Origin of the sequence: Streptomyces sp. SID4985 (assembly GCF_009863025.1) — a bacterium.
Taxonomy (GTDB): domain Bacteria; phylum Actinomycetota; class Actinomycetes; order Streptomycetales; family Streptomycetaceae; genus Streptomyces.
On record NZ_WWIR01000444.1, the window covers coordinates 1 to 17,400 of the forward strand.

17 protein-coding genes are annotated in these 17,400 nt (G+C 71.3%); 11 read left to right on the plus strand and 6 right to left on the minus strand.

Features of this window, described 5'->3' with window-relative positions; translation table 11 throughout:
* Positions 1–274: 274 nt before the first annotated feature.
* From GTW40_RS19530 to moeZ, 3 genes are all read left to right on the plus strand, one after another.
* Positions 275–1,234 (plus strand): NAD-dependent epimerase/dehydratase family protein, encoded by a 960-nt coding sequence (locus GTW40_RS19530; protein ID WP_161181492.1) that lies wholly within the window; start codon positions 275–277, stop codon positions 1,232–1,234.
* A gap of 77 nt (positions 1,235–1,311) precedes the next feature.
* Positions 1,312–2,037 carry a spherulation-specific family 4 protein gene (locus GTW40_RS19535; protein ID WP_161181504.1) on the plus strand — a complete coding sequence of 242 codons (726 nt, stop codon included), beginning with the start codon at positions 1,312–1,314 and terminating at the stop codon, positions 2,035–2,037.
* Between the two features lie 63 nt (positions 2,038–2,100).
* On the plus strand, positions 2,101–3,279 hold the full coding sequence (moeZ, locus tag GTW40_RS19540) for an adenylyltransferase/sulfurtransferase MoeZ (protein ID WP_161181493.1): 1,179 nt from the start codon (positions 2,101–2,103) through the stop codon (positions 3,277–3,279).
* A 74-nt stretch (positions 3,280–3,353) separates the two neighbouring features.
* Here the strand turns inward: moeZ and GTW40_RS19545 are convergent, their stop codons facing one another.
* Positions 3,354–3,542: a hypothetical protein gene (locus GTW40_RS19545; RefSeq protein ID WP_161181494.1), complete on the minus strand. Its 189-nt coding sequence runs from the start codon at positions 3,540–3,542 to the stop codon at positions 3,354–3,356.
* A gap of 228 nt (positions 3,543–3,770) precedes the next feature.
* Between GTW40_RS19545 and GTW40_RS19550 the strand changes: the two genes are divergently transcribed.
* Positions 3,771–4,112 carry a DUF3887 domain-containing protein gene (locus tag GTW40_RS19550; protein WP_161181495.1) on the plus strand — a complete coding sequence of 114 codons (342 nt, stop codon included), beginning with the start codon at positions 3,771–3,773 and terminating at the stop codon, positions 4,110–4,112.
* A 225-nt stretch (positions 4,113–4,337) separates the two neighbouring features.
* On the opposite strand, the gene GTW40_RS19555 is transcribed toward GTW40_RS19550, so the two are convergent.
* Positions 4,338–5,066, minus strand: a complete 729-nt coding sequence (locus GTW40_RS19555; protein ID WP_343245743.1) for a 5-formyltetrahydrofolate cyclo-ligase — start codon at positions 5,064–5,066, stop codon at positions 4,338–4,340.
* Positions 5,067–5,081: 15 nt separating this feature from the next.
* The gene (locus tag GTW40_RS19560) at positions 5,082–6,236 is read right to left on the minus strand and encodes a helix-turn-helix transcriptional regulator (RefSeq protein ID WP_161181496.1); all 1,155 of its coding nucleotides are present in this window, start codon (positions 6,234–6,236) and stop codon (positions 5,082–5,084) included.
* 177 nt (positions 6,237–6,413) lie between these two features.
* On the opposite strand from GTW40_RS19560, the gene GTW40_RS19565 reads away from it, so the two are divergent.
* The 5 genes from GTW40_RS19565 (at position 6,414) to GTW40_RS19580 (ending at position 10,097) form a co-directional block, all read left to right on the plus strand.
* Positions 6,414–6,884, plus strand: coding sequence for an ATP-binding protein (locus tag GTW40_RS19565; RefSeq protein ID WP_161181497.1), 471 nt, complete (start codon positions 6,414–6,416; stop codon positions 6,882–6,884).
* A gap of 135 nt (positions 6,885–7,019) precedes the next feature.
* On the plus strand, positions 7,020–7,166 hold the full coding sequence (locus tag GTW40_RS32745; RefSeq protein WP_202486133.1) for a hypothetical protein: 147 nt from the start codon (positions 7,020–7,022) through the stop codon (positions 7,164–7,166).
* Between the two features lie 15 nt (positions 7,167–7,181).
* On the plus strand, positions 7,182–8,366 hold the full coding sequence (locus tag GTW40_RS19570; RefSeq protein WP_161181498.1) for a cupin domain-containing protein: 1,185 nt from the start codon (positions 7,182–7,184) through the stop codon (positions 8,364–8,366).
* The gene (locus GTW40_RS19575) at positions 8,363–9,259 is read left to right on the plus strand and encodes an aldo/keto reductase (RefSeq protein WP_161181499.1); all 897 of its coding nucleotides are present in this window, start codon (positions 8,363–8,365) and stop codon (positions 9,257–9,259) included. The genes GTW40_RS19570 and GTW40_RS19575 overlap by 4 nt, the downstream gene beginning before the upstream one ends.
* Before the next feature lie 178 nt (positions 9,260–9,437).
* Positions 9,438–10,097: a phosphotransferase gene (locus tag GTW40_RS19580; RefSeq protein WP_237525582.1), complete on the plus strand. Its 660-nt coding sequence runs from the start codon at positions 9,438–9,440 to the stop codon at positions 10,095–10,097.
* 6 nt (positions 10,098–10,103) lie between these two features.
* On the opposite strand, the gene GTW40_RS19585 is transcribed toward GTW40_RS19580, so the two are convergent.
* The 3 genes from GTW40_RS19585 to GTW40_RS19595 form a co-directional block, all read right to left on the minus strand.
* The gene (locus tag GTW40_RS19585) at positions 10,104–10,433 is read right to left on the minus strand and encodes a hypothetical protein (RefSeq protein ID WP_237525583.1); all 330 of its coding nucleotides are present in this window, start codon (positions 10,431–10,433) and stop codon (positions 10,104–10,106) included.
* Between the two features lie 34 nt (positions 10,434–10,467).
* Entirely contained in the window at positions 10,468–12,012 is a 1,545-nt protein-coding gene (locus GTW40_RS19590; RefSeq protein ID WP_161181501.1) for an alpha/beta hydrolase, read from the minus strand.
* A gap of 99 nt (positions 12,013–12,111) precedes the next feature.
* A complete protein-coding gene (locus GTW40_RS19595; protein WP_161181502.1) occupies positions 12,112–14,943 on the minus strand; it encodes a lysylphosphatidylglycerol synthase transmembrane domain-containing protein in 2,832 nt (943 codons plus the stop codon).
* Between the two features lie 143 nt (positions 14,944–15,086).
* On the opposite strand from GTW40_RS19595, the gene GTW40_RS19600 reads away from it, so the two are divergent.
* Complete coding sequence (locus GTW40_RS19600) at positions 15,087–15,521, plus strand: MGMT family protein (protein ID WP_161181503.1); 435 nt, start codon at positions 15,087–15,089, stop codon at positions 15,519–15,521.
* Between the two features lie 339 nt (positions 15,522–15,860).
* On the plus strand, positions 15,861–17,400 hold a 1,540-nt coding region (locus GTW40_RS19605), incomplete at its 3' end, for an ATP-dependent helicase (RefSeq protein WP_237525585.1).

The window sequence follows — 17,400 nt, forward strand, 5'->3', positions numbered from 1 at the left end:
CTGGTCCACGCGCTGCGCACCCTCACCCGTGCCTCGGCCCACGCCCCCACCGGAGCGGCCGAGTGAACCCCCCACCGCCGTCCCCGACCGGTCCCGCCGCAGCCCGTACGGGGCGCGCCGGTACCCGGCGGACGGCGCCAGGCCCCGCGCAGGGGCCGACCCCGCCCCTCAGACCCCGCGAAGGAGAACACCTGATGACCACCTCCCGACACGGAACGCCCGGAGCGTCCGGGTCCGTGGGAGCTGCCACACCGCGCACCCCGGGAGCCGCCCGATGAGGGTCCTGCTGATCGGAGCCAACGGATACATCGGCCGCTTCGTCGCCGACCGGCTGCTCGCCGACCCGGCCGTCCAGCTCACCGCGCTGGGCCGGGGTGACGACGCCGACGTCCGCTTCGACCTCGCCACCGGCAGCCCCGGCGCTCTCACCCGGTTCCTGGACGCCGTCCACCCCGGAGTCGTCGTCAACTGCGCGGGTGCCACCAGGGGCGGTGCCCGCGAGCTGACCCGGCACAACACGGTCGCCGTGGCCACCGTGTGCGAGGCGCTGCGCCGCAGCGGCTGCGGCGCCCGGCTGGTGCAGATCGGCTGCGGCTCCGAGTACGGTCCCAGCCAACCCGGCTCCTCCACGGCCGAGGACGCCGTACCCCGCCCCGGCGGTCCGTACGGCGTGAGCAAGCTCGCCGCGACCGAACTGGTCCTCGGCTCGGGCCTCGACGCCGTCGTGCTGCGGGTGTTCTCGCCCGCGGGGCCGGGCACCCCGGCGGGCTCCCCGCTGGGCAGACTCGCCGAGGCCATGCGCCGCGCCATGCAGGCCGGTGACGGCGAGCTGAAGCTCGGCGGCCTGGGCGTCCAGCGCGACTTCGTGGACGTACGCGATGTCGCGCGCGCGGTGCACGCCGCCTCGCTCTCCGCCGCACAGGGCGTCATCAACATCGGCTCGGGCCGCGCGGTCCGGCTGCGCGACGCCGCCGCCGTGCTCGCCCGGGTCGCCGGATACGGCGGCTCCCTGCACGAACTCGACGCCCCGCCAGGGCCGTTGCGCGGCCCGCTCGGGCATCCGCGCGGCGACGTCGACCACGCGGCGCCGGTCGCCTTCCCCTACCCGGACGGCTGCGGCAGCTGGCAGCAGGCCGACGTCCGCACGGCACGCGACCGGCTCGGCTGGCGGCCGCGGATCAACCTGGAGGAGTCGCTGGCCGACATCTGGATGGAGGCGGCGTGCCGAATCTGACGGGTGGCGGCGGGGGGCCGGATCTGGCGGGCGGCGGTGGTGGGCCAGGTCTGGCGGGTGGCAGCGGTCCGGATCTCATGAAGGCGGGTGGCACTACGGTGCGTACCGGCCTCGGGGTCTACGACTTCGCCCACCCCCTGGTCGCCCCGTCCCAGTGGGCGGAACTCACCCGGCCCGGCACGCCCCTGGACTGGGTCGTGCTCAACGTGGCGGCGGGGCCCGGCGTCTGCCCCGACCCGCACTGCCTGGAGGCGTCGGGGCGGCTGCGCAACGGCGGGGTCCGCGTCCTCGGCCATCTCGACCTGGCGCAGGGCACGCGCTCCCTGGCCGACCTGCTCGGCGACGCCCGGCGCCACCTCGACTGGTACCAGGTGGACGGCTTCCTCCTGGAGCGCTGCCCGGCCGACCGTGCCGCGCTCCCGGAGGTCCGCCGCCTGGTCACCACCCTGCGGGCGCTGCGCGACGGCGCGTACATCGTGCTCGGCCACGGCTGCCATCCGCACCCGGGGTACGCGGAGAACGCCGACCAGCTGGTGACCTTCCGCGGCCCCTGGACCGAGTACCGCTGGTCGCAGGTCGCGGAGTGGACGGCCGACTACCCGGCCGACCGCTTCTGCCACGTCGTCCACGGCGTGCCGCGCGGCCATCTGGAGGAGGCGCTGCGCATCGCCCGCTGGCAGGGCGCGGGCACGGTCTACCTCACCGACCGCACCGACCGGGGCGGCCAGGAGAACCCCTGGGAGACCATGCCCGGCCACTGGGACGACATCGTCTCGCAGGTCGGAACGGGTGTCTCGGAATGAAGAAACGCGTGGCAGTGTTACGGGAAGAACAACCGTAGTGAACGACCGACCAACGGAGTCCCCGTGTCGCTGCCACCCCTGGTCGAGCCCGCCGCCGAGCTCACCGTAGACGAGGTCCGCCGGTACTCCCGCCACCTGATCATCCCGGACGTCGGGATGGACGGGCAGAAGCGGCTGAAGAACGCCAAGGTGCTCTGCGTGGGTGCCGGCGGCCTGGGCTCGCCCGCGCTGATGTACCTGGCGGCGGCGGGCGTCGGCACGCTCGGCATCGTGGAGTTCGACGAGGTCGACGAGTCGAACCTCCAGCGCCAGATCATCCACAGCCAGGCCGACATCGGCCGCTCCAAGGCCGAGTCCGCGCGGGACACGGTCAAGGGCATCAACCCGTACGTGAACGTGGTCCTGCACGAGGAGCGGCTGGAAGCCGAGAACGTGCTGGAGATCTTCGGTCAGTACGACCTGATCGTCGACGGCACGGACAACTTCGCCACGCGCTACCTGGTCAACGACGCGTGCGTGCTGCTGAACAAGCCGTACGTCTGGGGCTCGATCTACCGTTTCGACGGCCAGGCCTCCGTCTTCTGGTCCGAGTACGGCCCCTGCTACCGCTGCCTCTACCCGGAGCCCCCGCCGCCCGGCATGGTCCCCTCCTGCGCCGAGGGCGGTGTGCTCGGCGTGCTCTGCGCGTCGATCGGCTCCATCCAGGTCAACGAGGCGATCAAGCTGCTCGCGGGCATCGGCGCCCCGCTGGTCGGCCGCCTGATGATCTACGACGCCCTGGAGATGCAGTACCGCCAGGTCAAGGTCCGCAAGGACCCCAACTGCGCGGTGTGCGGCGAGAACCCGACCGTCACGGAGCTGATCGACTACGAGGCGTTCTGCGGCGTCGTCTCCGAGGAGGCCCAGCAGGCCGCCACCGGCTCCACGATCACTCCCAAGCAGCTCAAGGAGTGGATCGACGACGGCGAGAACATCGAGATCATCGACGTCCGCGAGCCGAACGAGTACGAGATCGTCTCCATCCCGGGCGCCAAGCTGATCCCGAAGAACGAGTTCCTCATGGGCTCCGCCCTCGAATCCCTCCCCCACGACAAGCGCATCGTCCTCCACTGCAAGACGGGCGTCCGCAGCGCGGAGGTCCTGGCGGTGCTGAAGTCGGCGGGCTTCGCCGACGCGGTCCACGTGGGCGGCGGCGTGATCGGCTGGGTGAACCAGATCGAGCCGGAGAAGCCGGTGTACTGAGTTTTTCGCTTGAGTTCGAGGGAGGCCCACGGCGCCGCATTGTGCGGGCGCGGTGGGCCTCTGTCGTTCTGCCGTCAGTGCCGCTGCCGCCTCTTCCGCAGTCCCCCGGCGCAGGCGACGGCGAGGAGGAGGCCGCCGCCCGCCGCCATGGGGAGAGCGGACGCGAGGGGCTCCAGGGGCGGGTGCTCCAGGAAGGCCCGGTCGACCGCGACCCCGGCCAGGGCGGCGGTCAGTGCGACCGCCCACAGGACCAGAACTTGCAACCACGCGCTTCGGGCGCTCAACCAAGTGATCACGGAGCCACCGTGCGGCCGGGGCGGCACGGTCCACAAGTGGGCGGTGCGTAAAGGTTCTTTGACGCGCACGGGTGTGCGTCCGGCAGTGCCGGGACGCGGGCCACACCTGGCAGGAGATCGGTGACCTGCCGGGCGTCACCGCCAGGCCGCCTTCAGCGGTTCGGCAAACCCATCGGTCCCCGAACGGCAGAACCCATGGACAAGACGGTGCGCCTGACGGACGCGGCGGAACGCGCGACCCGGATCGTGCGGGATGTCCTGGAGAACCGCATGGACGAAGCGCGGCGCTCCTTCAACTCCCAGGTCCTCGAAGCCTTCACCGACGAGGTCCGCGGCGACGGCCTCGCCACCGTCACCGGCCTGGTCGGCGCCTTCGAGGGTTTCGCCGACACCGCCCCCTTCGTCCGCCGCGTCGGCGACCACGCGGTCGTCGACGTCCCCCTGCGCTACGAGGCGGGCGATATGAAGGCGCGGGTCGCCTTCGACGAGGACGAGAAGGTGGCGGGGCTGTTCATCGTGCCGGCCGAGGTGCCGTAAGCCCCCGAGCCGCAGGAGCCACCCCGTGCCGGCCTCGTGGACCACCCTGATCCCCCTGATCGCGATCCTCCCCGCGATCCTGTGCATGCTCGACATCTCCCACCACCCGCACACCCGCTCCCTGCCCCTCAGGCATGGCTGACGATCTGCGCGTCCGGGAATGCCATCGGGCTGGCGGCGCATATCAAGTACGGCCGGGACGAGGGTGGTTGGCAGCGCCCGATCTCAAGCCGGGTACCGCGCTGCGAGGGACGGTATCGCTGCGATCTTTGCCGCCGTGAGGGCGGACCAGTCGAGGCCGGTCGGTCGGTGCGGCTTCGGGCAGACGATGGTCTCGGCGGGCGTGACGATCAAGTCGACGCCTACATCGTGCTCTGTCGTGGGGATCGGAATCCCGGTCACCTGGAGTTCATGAACGGTCGTGACGACGACGGTACTTGGCGTCACCAGCCCCGCCTCTGCCAGCAGGGCGAACTCGATGTCCGAGTATCCGGCGCCCTTGCCGATGCGGGCGCCGTCGCGGTTGACGGCGACGCTGCCCAGGACGATCAGGTCCAGCGGGCGGAGGGAGTCGACGTCGACCGTCGGGGCGATGGTGGCCGCGGTGCGACTGGAGGCGGCTTCGACGGGTGGGACGGTGAGAGTGGCGGGGTCGAGGAGATAGAAGGGCTTGGGGGAGGCCAGCTTCGGTACCGCCATGTATAGGGTTTTACCCTCGGCCAAAGCCCTTGCCCGGACCGTAAGTTGGGCCTTGTCTGGTACTGCCTTCACCGTGCGCGCCTGCTGCCATTCCCCGAGCCCGGCAAGCCGGTCCGCTGCTTCCTCGGCGCCCTTGAAGTTGGGGATGCGCCCGTGCACGGAGACATCACGCACGGCATCGGCAGCGGCAAGGGCATCCCAGACCTGCATCCGTACCGCCTGCTTGGCCTGCTCCAGGGACGTGCTGGCTGTCACCTGATCTCCCTCGTTCTATACGGCCGTCATCAGGCCGAAGAGACGGTCGTGCGCCTCCGCGACCAGAGCTTCGTTCCGCCAAGGACGCAGTTCGCGGGCGGCTGAGAAGACGATGTTCATGCCACCTCCGCCGCGTGTGGTCTCCAGTTCCGCGATGGCCTCGGTGAGACTCGCGATGGCGCCCTCCACGTTGCCCTGCCGGATACGGGCGAGCGTAAGGTTCCCCAGCACGATCGCGAGTGACTTTCGCCTGTCGCGCAACTTCTCCGCTGTACCGCTCAGCAGGGCTTCGGCTCGTCGGTGATTGCCCAAGGACAGATAGCAGGAGCCTGCCAGGCGGCCTATCTGAGTGGGGGAGACGAGTTCTGCGGCGGCGTCGCTCCCGTCCGCGCGGGAGAGATGGCGTTCCGCTCGAGACAGAGCGCGTTCGCAGGCGGACGTGGATCGCAGCATGGCGTGGGCTTCGGCGGCGTGCAGGAGCGCCAGTCCGGAGAGGGCGGGGCTGGTGCGGTCGGCGATCTTTGCCGCCTGCTCCGCGAGTGAGAGCCCTGCCTTCGCGTCGCCCGATCCATACAGAGCGATGTAGCAAATGCGGAGCAGAGCGTGCGCTTCCAGGGTCGTGTCGCGTAAGTGGCGAGCGACCTCGGCGCTCCGCTCGTAGTACGCCTTCGCCGTGACGTGGTCCCGACGTTGGGACGCGTCCCAGACGAGCTGGCCCATCAATGTGCACGCGTCGGCGTGCAGGGAGTGCAGTTCCCTCTGGGCCCTTCCTCGCACGATCCCGGAAGCAAGACGCGCGACGTTGCTGAGCTGAGCGGCGGCTTCAGCAATGAGGCGGGCGGATGGCTCGCGGTCGTACTGAGCTGCGAAGTCCTCGAAGCGCGTACGCAGCGCGGCGACCGTGAACAGGTCGATGCGGCCGGAAGGCGGCACCTCGGCGTCGAGAGCGTTGTGATCCAGGGGCCGTGACGTCAGCAGCTCCTCCAGGTCTTCCGCACTGACGCGCAGCAGCCTTGCCAGCCGTGGGCGCATCCAAGGCTGCGGGGCGGTGCGCCCGGTCTCCCATCGCGCGACGGTGGAGCGGTCCACCCCCAGGTGCTCGGCCAGTGTCTCTTGGGTGAGTCCCACGATCCGGCGCCGGGCAGCCAGGCCGTTGTGGTGATGCGCCATGGTCGGTCTCTCTTCCCGGTTCGACTGCCTGAGCCGGACTTGCGGCCACGTAGCCCCAGCCAGGACGCCGGTATGACACACGCATGCCGCATTGGTGCGTCCATTGTGCTCTGGGCGGTCCTTGCTTCGGGCGGTTGTCTGGAACTCCGACGCACAGTCAGGAAGGTTCGTCCCTTCATGTCGTTCCGAACAGCAGAACTCAAACGGTCGTCACTGCGTGTGCCGCCAGAGGCCGGTGCCGTCCCCGCCGCTCGCCGTCGCGCTGTCGAGATCATCCGCGGCTGGGGTCTGCCCTTCCTGGAGGAGACCATCCAGACGTTTGAGCTGCTGGCCGGGGAAGTGATCGCGAATGCGGTCGTACACACGCCCCAGGGCTGTCGGCTCACGATGAGCTGGGACGGCTCTCGCGTACGGCTGGAGGCGACGGACGGAAAGCCCGGCCTCCTTGTTCCGCCGGCAGTACCCAACCCTGACCAGGAGCACGGTCGCGGGCTCGCAATGGTCGCTGCGCTGGCTCACGCCTGGGGTTCTCGACCGACCGAGGGAGGGAAAACGGTCTGGTTCGAGCTCGAAGACGACTCCTCTCCGTCGGAGCAGGCCGCCGTCGGGCGCGTGCGCGAGCAGCACGGGGGCGCACCCACCACCTGATCTGCTTCCGGAGAGACCTGGAAGCCACGTACTGACGTCGCCGGTCCGGCCACGACGGCTGCTCATGAGGCCGACAGCGTCACATCGGGAGGGGGCAACCGGCTCGCTTCCGCCTACGACAAGGGAGAAACAGACATGCTTGAACAGAGTGTGATCACCGACCGGCGACAGCAGGAGGGTGATGGCCTTCTCGTCGCTCGTCGTCGCATCGCCGCCGCCCGTTCGCGGGCCGAGCAGCCTTCCGACGGCGGCTCCACCGGACGCTCCGACGGAAACGACTGAGAAGGGCCCCGACCGATGACCACCGTCGTATCTTCGGTGGTCGGGCACCTGGGCGAGGAATTCCTCGCCCAGGTGTACGGCCGCACCTACCGGCACTTCCCCGGTTCCCCCGACCGCTTCGGCGGTCTGCTCGACTGGAGCGACCTCAACGGGTTGCTCACCCACCACCGACTCGAACCGCCGCGTCTGCGCCTGTCCATGAACGGGGAGGCACTGCCGCAACACGCCTACACGGTGCCGGTCACGACCAGGCGCAGCACCGTGTGGCACCGCCTCAAGCCGGCCGACCTGCACCAGCATCTCGCCGAGGGCGCCACCCTCGTCCTGGATGCGATCGACGAACTGCACCCTGGTATCGGTGAAGTCGCTCAGGGACTGGAGTGCCATCTGCGCACGGGTGTTCAGGTCAACGCCTACGCCTCCTGGACTCCAGCAGAGGGATTCGGCATCCACTGGGACGATCACGACGTGCTGATCCTTCAGCTCGACGGCGCCAAACGATGGCGGATCTACGGGCCCACCCGGCAGGCCCCTCTTCACCGCGACACGGAGGTGCCCGAGCCGCCGCCGAACGAACCGCTGGCCGACCTGGTCGTGAGCGCGGGCGACATGCTCTATCTCCCGCGCGGCTGGTGGCACGCGGTCGCCGCGTCCGAAGGGGTCCACTCGCTGCACCTGACCTGCGGCATGCAGACGACGACCGGTGCCGATCTCCTCCAATGGCTGTCTGAGGACATGCGACGCGAGGTGATCGTGCGCAGCGATCTGCCCCGCTTCGGAACCGACGAAGAGAAGGCGGACTTCGCGAGGTCGCTCGGTGACCTCGTCATCAAGGAGTTCGAGGACGGGACACTGATCGACCGATTCCTGACCGTCCGCGATGCCACCGAATCCGCGCGCCTCGCGCCTTCGCTGCCGTACGTCGAGGGAGTGCCGCCAGACCCTGCCCTGTCGGTCCGTCTGGTGACCGCCCGCGCGTGGCTCGGCGGTGACCCGGAAGGTCACGCGGTGCTGAGAGCGGGCGGCGAGGAGTGGACGTTCTCCCCGCAGACCGCTCCTCTGCTCGCTCTCCTGATGAAGGGAGGCCGCCACCGCCTGGACACGCTTGCCCGAGCGGCCGGTCTTCGTGTCGGACAGGTCGCCCTGCTCGTGAGTGAACTGGTGGAGGGCGAGGTCGCGGCCGTGGAGCGGGCCGAGTGACCGCTCTACTCGCTGCCGGTACGTATCGATGCCGGAACGTGCCTCGTTCGACCGCTGCCGCGCTGGACGCCGGGGTCAGATGGATCGACACGGCGCCGAACTACGCCTCGGGCACGGCTGAAGCCGGTCTACGGGCGCCGCTCGCGGACCGGCCGGAGGTTCGCGTCTCGACCAAGGTCGGCTTCGTACCGCGTGCCGATCGACAGGCGGCTCTGCACGCCGGTGTGCTGCCGGGTGACGGCGATCAGGAGCACTGCCTTGCCCGTGGCTATGTCGCCTGGCAGCTCGGCCTCAGCCGCAGTCGCCTCGGCCGAGCACCTGACCTGGTCTTTGTGCACAATCCTGAGTGCGGTGCGACCAGCCCGAGCGGTGGATACGTGACGCTGACGGACGTATTCGAGGAACTGGAGAACGCCGCGGCGGACGGCCGGATCGGAGGGTACGGAGTAGCCACGTGGTCGGGCCTGACGAGCGGCATGTTCACCGTCTCCGAACTGACGGCCCTGGCAAAGGCCGTGGGCGGTCCGAGTCATCACTTCCGCGCTGTGCAGCTGCCGGTCTCGCTCGTGCACCTCGCCGTGCTTGCGGATGCGCTCGACGGGCGCGGGCCACTGGACGAGGCCCGCCGGGCAGGGATCGACGTATTCGCGTCCGCCCCGCTCGCGGGCGGTGAACTGGTCGGCGCGATGACGACAGAACTGGGACGGCTCATTGACCCGGCCGTCTCCCCGACCCAAGCCGCACTGCTGGTTGCTCTCTCGGCTCCGGGGGTGTCGCAGGTGCTGCTGTCGGCAAGTAGCCCGGCACACTGGGCCGACGCCTTGGGCGCTGCCGCTCGTGAGCGTTTGTCCGGGCGACGTCTGCGAAAGGTCATCGATGTTCTCGGAACCTGACGATTCCGGAGTGGTCCGGAGAATGCGTGAGGCTCACGGTGTGGCCTGTGGTGTGCTCGGTGCCGCTATCGGCTCCTCTGACCCTGTCGGGGAAGCGTGGGGGTGGAGGGGACGAACGTTGGGGAGGGCGGTCATCGGCGCCCACGGAGCTGGTTGGCTGCGAGTCGTTCACAGTCCGGTGGGCAAGGCGAGCGGCAAGCTGTGGGCTGGGCCGGAGGACGCGGAGCGGGCCGTGCCACTGGAGGTCCCGAGACCCCGGCTGCGTGCGGTGCGGGAGTGGGCCGAAGGGGAGGACGCGTTCAGGGCCGAGCTGTACGAGTACGTCGGCGGGCACGTACTCACAGCCGGTGACGTGTCCGGCTTGACGGCGAGCTGGTGGATTCAGCTGCGTACCGCCCTCGAGCGGCTCTCCGGCGTGCCCACCGAACGCGTCGCCGTGCGGCAGGCGTACATGGATCGGGCCATGCCGAAATACCTCGGCTTCCTCGACGCCCCGGTGCCCACGACCCCACCCGCATGGACCACCGCCCACGGCGACCTCCACTGGGCCAACCTCACCGGACCCGACCTTCGCATCCTCGACTGGGAGGGGTGGGGCATCGCACCGGCCGGCTACGACGCCGCCATGTTGCACGCCTACAGCCTCGCCGTCCCGGAGAGCGCCGAGCGGGTTCGGCGGGAGCTGTCCGGCTTCCTCGGCTGCGCGGCCGGGCGCCTCGCTGAACTGGTCGTCATCACCGAGCTGTTGCAGAGCGCCGAGCGCGGGGACAACCTTGAACTCGTTCCCGCTTTGCGGGCACGGGCCAGAGAAGTCAGAGGCAGGATGGACGGCCGCTGAGTGGCATCAGGCGTCGGGAGTCCACTCGTTCCACATGAAATCCTCGCGCCAACCGGGCTTGTCCGCAGCCCAGTCGAGGAGAGCCTGGCGCACTTTCTCCTGGGAGAGGGTGCGGGTGCGGTGGGGCGCGGAGTCGGGGCCGTCGCGGTGTTCCAGTTCGTAGGTGTTGTTGGGGCAGAGGCGGACGCGGAGGTAGTGGTGGTCCGTGTGGTCCTCGTCCTGCCGGTGCAGGGTCAGTCGGTCGTCGGCGCGGCCGAGGTTGCCGAGCAGGGTGCCGATGGCCGGCTTGGAGGGGCGCTTCACGGTGTGGCCCCGGCCGGTGGTGACGGTCAGCATGGGGCCATGGTGAGGGGCGGGTACGACAACGGCCTCAGGAGCACACCGTGTTCGCCTCCGGCACCTCGCCGTTCAGCAGGTAGCTGTTCACCGCCCCTTGCACGCAACGGTTCTTGCTGTCGTACGCGCCATGTCCCTGGCCTTTGTAGGTGAGTTCGACGCCGACGCCCTCGCCCAGGGCGTTAGCCATCGCGCGGGCGCCCTCGTACGGGGTCGCCGGGTCGCCGGTGTTGCCGATGACCAGGATGGGGGCGGCGCCGGGGGCGCGGACGTCGGGGTGGTCGGCGGCGCCGGGGACGGCCCAGTCGGTGCAGCCGACCATGCCCCAGGCGAGGTAGTCGCCGAAGACGGGGGAGGCGGCGCGGAAGGCGGGGAGGCGGTCGCGGACGTAGGCGGCGTCGTAACGGGGTTTCTCATCGGCGCAGTTGATGGCGACGTTGGCGGCGGCGATGTTGCTGTACTGGCCGTTCTCGGTGCGGCCGTTCATGGAGTCGGACAGCAGCATGAGAATTCTGCCGTCGCCCTCGTAGGCGTCCTGCAGGCCCTCGGTGAGGTACTCCCAGAAGTCCTTGGAGTACAGGGACTGGGCGATGCCGTTGGTCGCGGCGGTCTGGGTCAGCTTGCGCGGGGGGAGGCCCGGAATGGGCTTTGTCTCCAGGGACTTGAGGAGTCCGGCGATGCGGTCCTTCACGTCCTGGGGGGTGTCGCCCACGGGGCAGTCCTCGATCTGCGACGTGCAGTCGTCCGCGAAGTTGTCCAGCGCGAGCTGGAAACCGCGGGCCTGGCCGAGCGCCCCCTCCTCCGGCGTCTGAGTGGGGTCCACGACCGCGTCGAAGACGGCTCGGCCGACCCGCTTGGGGAACAAGTGGGCGTAGACGCCGCCGAGTTCGGTGCCGTAGGAGATGCCGAAGTAGTGCAGCTTGTCGTCGCCGAGGACCTGGCGCATCAGGTCCATGTCGCGGGCCGCGTCGGTGGTGCGGACGTGCGGCAGGATCTGCCGGGAGTTCCGCTCGCAGGCGTCGTTGAACTTCCGGGTGCGGTTGACGAGTTGGCTCTCCTCGTTCGTCGTGTCCGGCGTCGCGTCCTGCTGGAAGTACACGTCGAGCTGAGTGTTGCTCTCGCACTTCACCGGGTCGCTGCGGCCGACCCCGCGCGGGTCGAAGCTCACCAGGTCGTAGCGGGTGCGCAGGGCCGCGTAGTCCTCGCCGAACGCGGGCAGCGTGGTGACGCCGCTGCCGCCGGGGCCGCCGAAGTTGAACACCAGGGAGCCGATGCGCTCGCTCGCCGGGCCACTGGCCTTCGCGCGGATCAGGGCGATGCCGATCGTGTCGCCCTTGGGCTTGGCCCAGTCCAGCGGCGCGCGCATGGTCGCGCACTGCCATTCGGCGCCGCCGGGCAGCGGGGAGGGCGGGGAGCCGCCGCCCTCCGCCTCGGAGGGGGCGGGGCAGTCCTTCCAGTCCAGCTTCTGCTTCGTCAGATCCCCGGTCTTCGGCGTGCTGTCGCAGCCGGCCAGCAGCGCCCCCAGGAGAAGGACGCCGGTGGTCAGAGCTGCGGCGCGCGGCCGGGAGGGGATCGCCATGCCCCCATCCTCACGGCGCGCACGCCACCGCGCGCGGGGCACGGGCCGTACGAGGTACGACCCGGCGCCGGGCCGCCGCGACGGCCCCCACAGCGCCCCCTACAGCGCTCCCTTACGGGTCAGCTGGTTGAACGACAGCCACCCCGGCAGCACCGGCAGCCACAGGGTCAACAGCCGGAACAGCAGCACCGCCGGAGCCGCGACCTCCTTCGGCAGGCCCACCGCGATCAGACCCACCGTGAGCGTCGCCTCGACCGCGCCCACGCCACCCGGCGTCGGCGCGGCGGAGCCCAGCGCGTTGCCCGCGAGGAAGACGACCGCGACGCTGGCGATGCTGATGTGCGCCGCCTCGTCGCCGAACGCCCGGATCGAGGCGTCCAGGCACATCACGAAGCAGCCGGTCAGCAGGAGCATCCCGCCGATGCCGGTGACGAGCTTCTGCGGCCGCTGGAGCACGTCCAGCATGCGCGGGACCACGCCCGCGAACAGCGACCGCACCCGCGTCACCACGAACTTCCGCATCAGCGGCACCGAGGTCACCACCAGCACCAGGACCGCCACCGTCAGCAGCCCCGCGATGACCGTGCGGGACGGCGACAGCGAGGGGGTCTTCTCAGTGCCGGTCAGATAGCCGAAGGACAGCAGCATCAGGATGTGGCAGCCGAGCCCGAACAGCTGCGAGGCGCCGACGCTCGCCACCGCGAGTCCGGGGCGTACGCCCTGGCGCTGGAGGAAGCGGGTGTTCAGCGCGACACCGCCGACCGCCGCCGGGGCGACGATCTTCACGAAGGAACCGGCCACCTGCGCCGCCACCGTCCGCAGGAACGGCACCCGCTCCGGCACGAAGCCGAGCAGCGCCATCGCGGCGGCCACGTAGCTGAGCGCGGAGAAGCCCACCGCCGCCGCCACCCAGCCCCACTGGGCCTGCGCGAACAGCGTGCCGAACTCGATGTGGGTGAGCTGGGTCAGCAGGAAGTACCCGCCGATCGCGCCCGCGATGAAGCTGATCAGGGTGCGCGGCCGCACCCGCTCCAGACGGGCGGGCTCCACCGGGGCCTGCGGCCTGATCCGCAGCACCTGGTGCCGGATCTGGGTGAGCAGGTCCTCCTCGCGGGCCTCGTCGATCGCCTCGTCGATGGCCCGCTTCTCGGCCCGCTGTTCGGCGCGGACGGTCTTCTTGTCGGGCTTCTCGGGAAGGGCCGCACCCTCCTGCGACGCCGCCTCAAGGCGGGCCTGCTTGGCAAGGCGGGAGGACTCGAGGACCGCCTCGCGCTCCCGCTCGGCCCGCTCACGGGCGAGCTTGCGCAGGGTCGCGCGGGTGGAGCGGGTGAGCGCGATGGGCTGGAGCATCGGCAGACAGCCGGCCACCGCGTCCGGGCCGAGCACCTTGACCGCCGCGGCGACGGCCCGCTCGGCGCCGACCCTGAGGCCGAGCGTGGTGAGCATCTGGGCCACGTCCATGCGCAGCAGCAGATCGCCCGCCGCGATCTCGCCGCCGCGCAGCTCGGTCAGGATCACCTTGCCGGAACGATCCACCAGTACGGCGTCGCCCGCGAGCCTGCGGTGCGCGATGCGCCGCGACTGCAGGGCCCGCACCTGGTGCCAGACCTTGTGGAGCAGCTCGTCGGTGATCTCGTCGTCGGGCAGGGCGTCCAGCCTGCGGCCGCCGGTGTGCTCGTAGACCAGCATCACGGCGTCGGGGCCCAGCTCGGAGGTGGCGATCAGCTTGGGCACGTGGGCCCCGGCGGCGGCCGTCGCGTAGGCGAGCAGGGCCTCCTGTTCCAGGGCCTGGCGCAGCGACTGGAGGCTGGAGCGGGTGGCGAAGCCGCGCAGGGTGAGGTTGCGCCAGGCGCGGTAGAAGAAGCCCTGCGCCTGTTGTTCGCGGTCGACGACCGTGACGTCCAGCGGGGGGCCGTCCTCCAGGGTGACGAAGTAGCGCCGCCCCCGGTCGCCGTTCTCCGACTCCGGGGTCTCCTCGCGGACCGCGCTGACCGGGTGGAAGCCGACGGTGCGCAGGCCCGCCATCAGGGTCCGGCCGGTGGGCCGTACGTTGGGCGAGCCGACCGCGTAGAGGGTGCCGTAGGCGATGGTCCAGCCGATCAGCACCGTCAGGATGATCGCGAACGGGGTGGTGTAGCCGGTGACCAGCATCGAGAACGCGTCGAGCAGCAGCACGATCCACAGCACCGCCCGCCAGCGGGGTCTGCGGGACATGCCGACGGCCGTCATGTACGCGATGACGGGCGCGAGATAGCCGTGCACCGGGTCGGTCAGCGCGTGGATGTCGCCCGGCGCGGGCTGGGTCAGCGCCTCCTGGATGGAGGTCGGGGCGGCCCGTGCGACCCACAGGTCGGTCGCGAGTGTCACCCCGTGCGCGAGGACGGCCGCGAGCACGCCGTCGGCGATGCGCAGGCCGTCGCGTTTGATCAGCCGCTCGATGGCGAAGGCGACGGGGACGAGCAGGATCGCGATGCTGGACGCCAGTCCCGCGATCTTGATCAGCAGGTCGGGCGCCTGCCCGGTGCCCTTGTGGATGTCCTGTTCGAGGCCCGAGGTGGTGCCGTGCGCGAACGCGGCGAGCGCCAGCAGCAGCGCGATGGCCAGCAGGCCGATCCCGAGCCGCATGAGGTCGGAGGGGCGGTGCACCCGCGCGGGAAGCAACGGTTCGTCGCCCTCGACCTCGCCGGGGTGCGTGTCGTCGGCGCCACTGGAGTGGCGCTGGCGGGCGGGGATCTGCGGGGGCCAGAAGCGGCGGCCCTCCGGCTCGCGGCTCTCCGGCTCGCGGCCCTCGGGTTCACCCCGGTCGCGTCCCCGGCCTTTGTCGTCCGAACCCTTACGGGAGTCGTCCGAACCCTTGCGGGAGGTGTCTGGACGCGCGGCCGCGCCAGGGGTGCCCTCCGCGTCCTCGGGGTGCACACCCTGTTGCTTCATCGTCTCTTCTTGGTCTCGTATCACCGGTCACCGCCCGGACGATGGTGGCACGTCCGACCGGTACAAGGGGGCATCAGGGTGCGAATCAGGGGGTTGGCGGGCTTCCGTACCCGTTGTCGGTGCCGTGCGGCAGGATGGGGCGGATGAGCGAGCAGAGCCCCGACGGTGACGTCCAGGACGGGCCCGACGGGTCCGGCGACGCGCTTCCCGAGTACGCCGAGCGCGTCCTGGAGGTGGCCGAGCTGATCCCGTCCGGCCGGGTCATGACCTACGGCGACGTCGCCGAGTGGCTGGAGGACGAGCGCCGGGAGCGCACCGGGGGTGCCGGGCGCCCCGAGGGCGGGCCGCGCCAGGTGGGCCGGGCGATGGCCCTCTACGGCGGCGCGGTGCCCTGGTGGCGCGTGGTGCGGGCCGACGGCGCGCTGCTGCCGGGCCACGAGCGGCACGCCCTCGACCACTACCGGGCCGAGGGCACTCCACTGAAGGAGCCGGGCGGCAGCGGGCGCGGCCGGATGCCCCGGCTCGACATGCGGCGGGCGCGGTGGGACGGCGAAGCGGGCACGGAAGGTCACACCTGACAGCTTCCGGCATCCGGTGCCGCGGAGGGGAACGCGCGGCCCGTAGGGGACACACGAACGGCGCACCGGTGACCCGGGGCGGACCCCGACCGGACGTGCGCGGCCCCCTACGGGACGGCCCGCGCCCCCTACGAGACCGTCCACACCCCTTACGGGACGCACTGCATCCCCTACGGGACGTACCCGCCCCCTTACGGGACGTACCCGGCGAGTCCGGGAGGAACCGGGCACGTCCGAGGGATGGCGTACGTTCGTGGGGCGGGGGCTCCGCGCGCCGCGCGTGCCGCGTGCCTCCGCCCACCCGTACGACCACCAGGACCACCAGGACCGGCGAACCACTTGAGCTCCTCTTCCTCCACCGGGCGCCTGCCGCACCCCCAGGGGCGGCAGGCGCTTCGTGGCGCCTACCGACTGGTGCGTACCCCTCCGGCGCGGTTCGACCCCCCTCGCCTGGACGCCGGACAGCGCGCCGTGGTTGAGCACGAGGCGGGACCGCTGCTCGTCCTCGCCGGACCCGGCACTGGCAAGACCACCACCCTGGTCGAGTCCGTCGCCGCGCGCGTGGCCCGGGGCGGCGACCCCGACCGCGTCCTGGTGCTGACCTTCAGCCGCAAGGCCGCCGTAGAGCTGCGCGACCGGATGGCCCGGCGCATGGGCGCCGCCCGCGCGCCCCGCGCCACCACCTTCCACTCGTACTGCTACGCCCTGGTCCGCGCCCACCAGGACGCCGACCGCTTCGCCCAGCCGCTGCGGCTGCTCTCCGGCCCCGAGCAGGACGTCACCGTGCGCGGACTGCTCGCGGGCCAGCCCGAGCTGGAACGGCTCGGCCTCGCGCACGTGCGCTGGCCCGACGACCTGCGCGCCTGCCTGACCACGCGCGGCTTCGCCGACGAGGTGCGCGCCGTCCTCGCGCGCACCCGCGAGCTGGGCCTCGGACCCGAGGCGCTGGACGCCTTCGCGCACGGCATCGGCCGCCCCGACTGGCGCGCGGCCGCCGCCTTCCTCGCCGAGTACCTGGACGTCATCGACCTCCAGGGCGTCATCGACTACGCGGAACTCGTCCACCGCGCGGTGCTCCTCGCCGACCGCCCCGAGTACGCGGCCGACCTCGCCGCGCGGTACGACGCGGTGTACGTCGACGAGTACCAGGACACCGACCCCGCGCAGGTACGGCTGCTGCGCGCGCTGGCCGGGGGCGGGCGCACGCTGGTCGCCTTCGGTGACCCGGACCAGTCGATCTACACCTTCCGGGGCGCCGACGTGAATGGCATCCTCGACTTCCCCGAGACCTTCCCGCGCGCGGACGGCGGTCCGGCCGCCGTCCAGGTGCTCCGCACCTCCCGCCGCAGCGGCGCGGACCTGCTCGCCGCGACCCGGCTGATCACCCAGCGGATGCCGCTGCGCCGCCTGCCCGCCGACAAGGTGCGCGCACACCGCGAGCCGACGGCGGTGCGCGAGGGTGGCCGCGTCGAGGCGTACACCTACCCGACGCCCGGCACCGAGCTCGCCAACATCGCCGACATCCTGCGCCGCGCCCACCTGGAGGACGGCGTCGCCTGGAGCGACATGGCCGTCCTGGTCCGCGCGGGCTCCAGCATCCCGGTCCTCCGCCGCGCCCTCACGGCCGCGGGCGTCCCCCTGGACACGGACGGCGACGACGTACCGCTCCGCCATGAACCCTCGGTCGCTCCGCTGCTGACGGCACTGAAGGTGGTGGCGACGGCGGAGGCGGCGGGGTCGCCGTCCGGCGGGTCAGCGGCCGGGGGCGGAGCCGTGGCGGCCGCCGTCGACGGGGAGCCGCTTCCGGACGCGGCCGGGCGGCCCGTGACCGACGCGGTCGACGTGGCTGACCCGGCCGCCGCAGCCGACCCGGCCCACG

What these genes read in the sequence shown, in the direction of transcription:
- GTW40_RS32745 (WP_202486133.1), top strand. Translation starts at nt 7,020, where the DNA reads ATGCTTGAACAGAGTGTGATCACCGACCGGCGACAGCAGGAGGGTGAT.
- GTW40_RS19585 (WP_237525583.1), bottom strand. Translation starts at nt 10,433, where the DNA reads ATGCTGACCGTCACCACCGGCCGGGGCCACACCGTGAAGCGCCCCTCC.
- GTW40_RS19565 (WP_161181497.1), top strand. Translation starts at nt 6,414, where the DNA reads ATGTCGTTCCGAACAGCAGAACTCAAACGGTCGTCACTGCGTGTGCCG.
- GTW40_RS19595 (WP_161181502.1), bottom strand. Translation starts at nt 14,943, where the DNA reads ATGAAGCAACAGGGTGTGCACCCCGAGGACGCGGAGGGCACCCCTGGC.
- GTW40_RS19570 (WP_161181498.1), top strand. Translation starts at nt 7,182, where the DNA reads ATGACCACCGTCGTATCTTCGGTGGTCGGGCACCTGGGCGAGGAATTC.
- GTW40_RS19590 (WP_161181501.1), bottom strand. Translation starts at nt 12,012, where the DNA reads ATGGCGATCCCCTCCCGGCCGCGCGCCGCAGCTCTGACCACCGGCGTC.
- GTW40_RS19560 (WP_161181496.1), bottom strand. Translation starts at nt 6,236, where the DNA reads ATGGCGCATCACCACAACGGCCTGGCTGCCCGGCGCCGGATCGTGGGA.
- GTW40_RS19600 (WP_161181503.1), top strand. Translation starts at nt 15,087, where the DNA reads ATGAGCGAGCAGAGCCCCGACGGTGACGTCCAGGACGGGCCCGACGGG.
- GTW40_RS19550 (WP_161181495.1), top strand. Translation starts at nt 3,771, where the DNA reads ATGGACAAGACGGTGCGCCTGACGGACGCGGCGGAACGCGCGACCCGG.
- GTW40_RS19535 (WP_161181504.1), top strand. Translation starts at nt 1,312, where the DNA reads ATGAAGGCGGGTGGCACTACGGTGCGTACCGGCCTCGGGGTCTACGAC.
- GTW40_RS19530 (WP_161181492.1), top strand. Translation starts at nt 275, where the DNA reads ATGAGGGTCCTGCTGATCGGAGCCAACGGATACATCGGCCGCTTCGTC.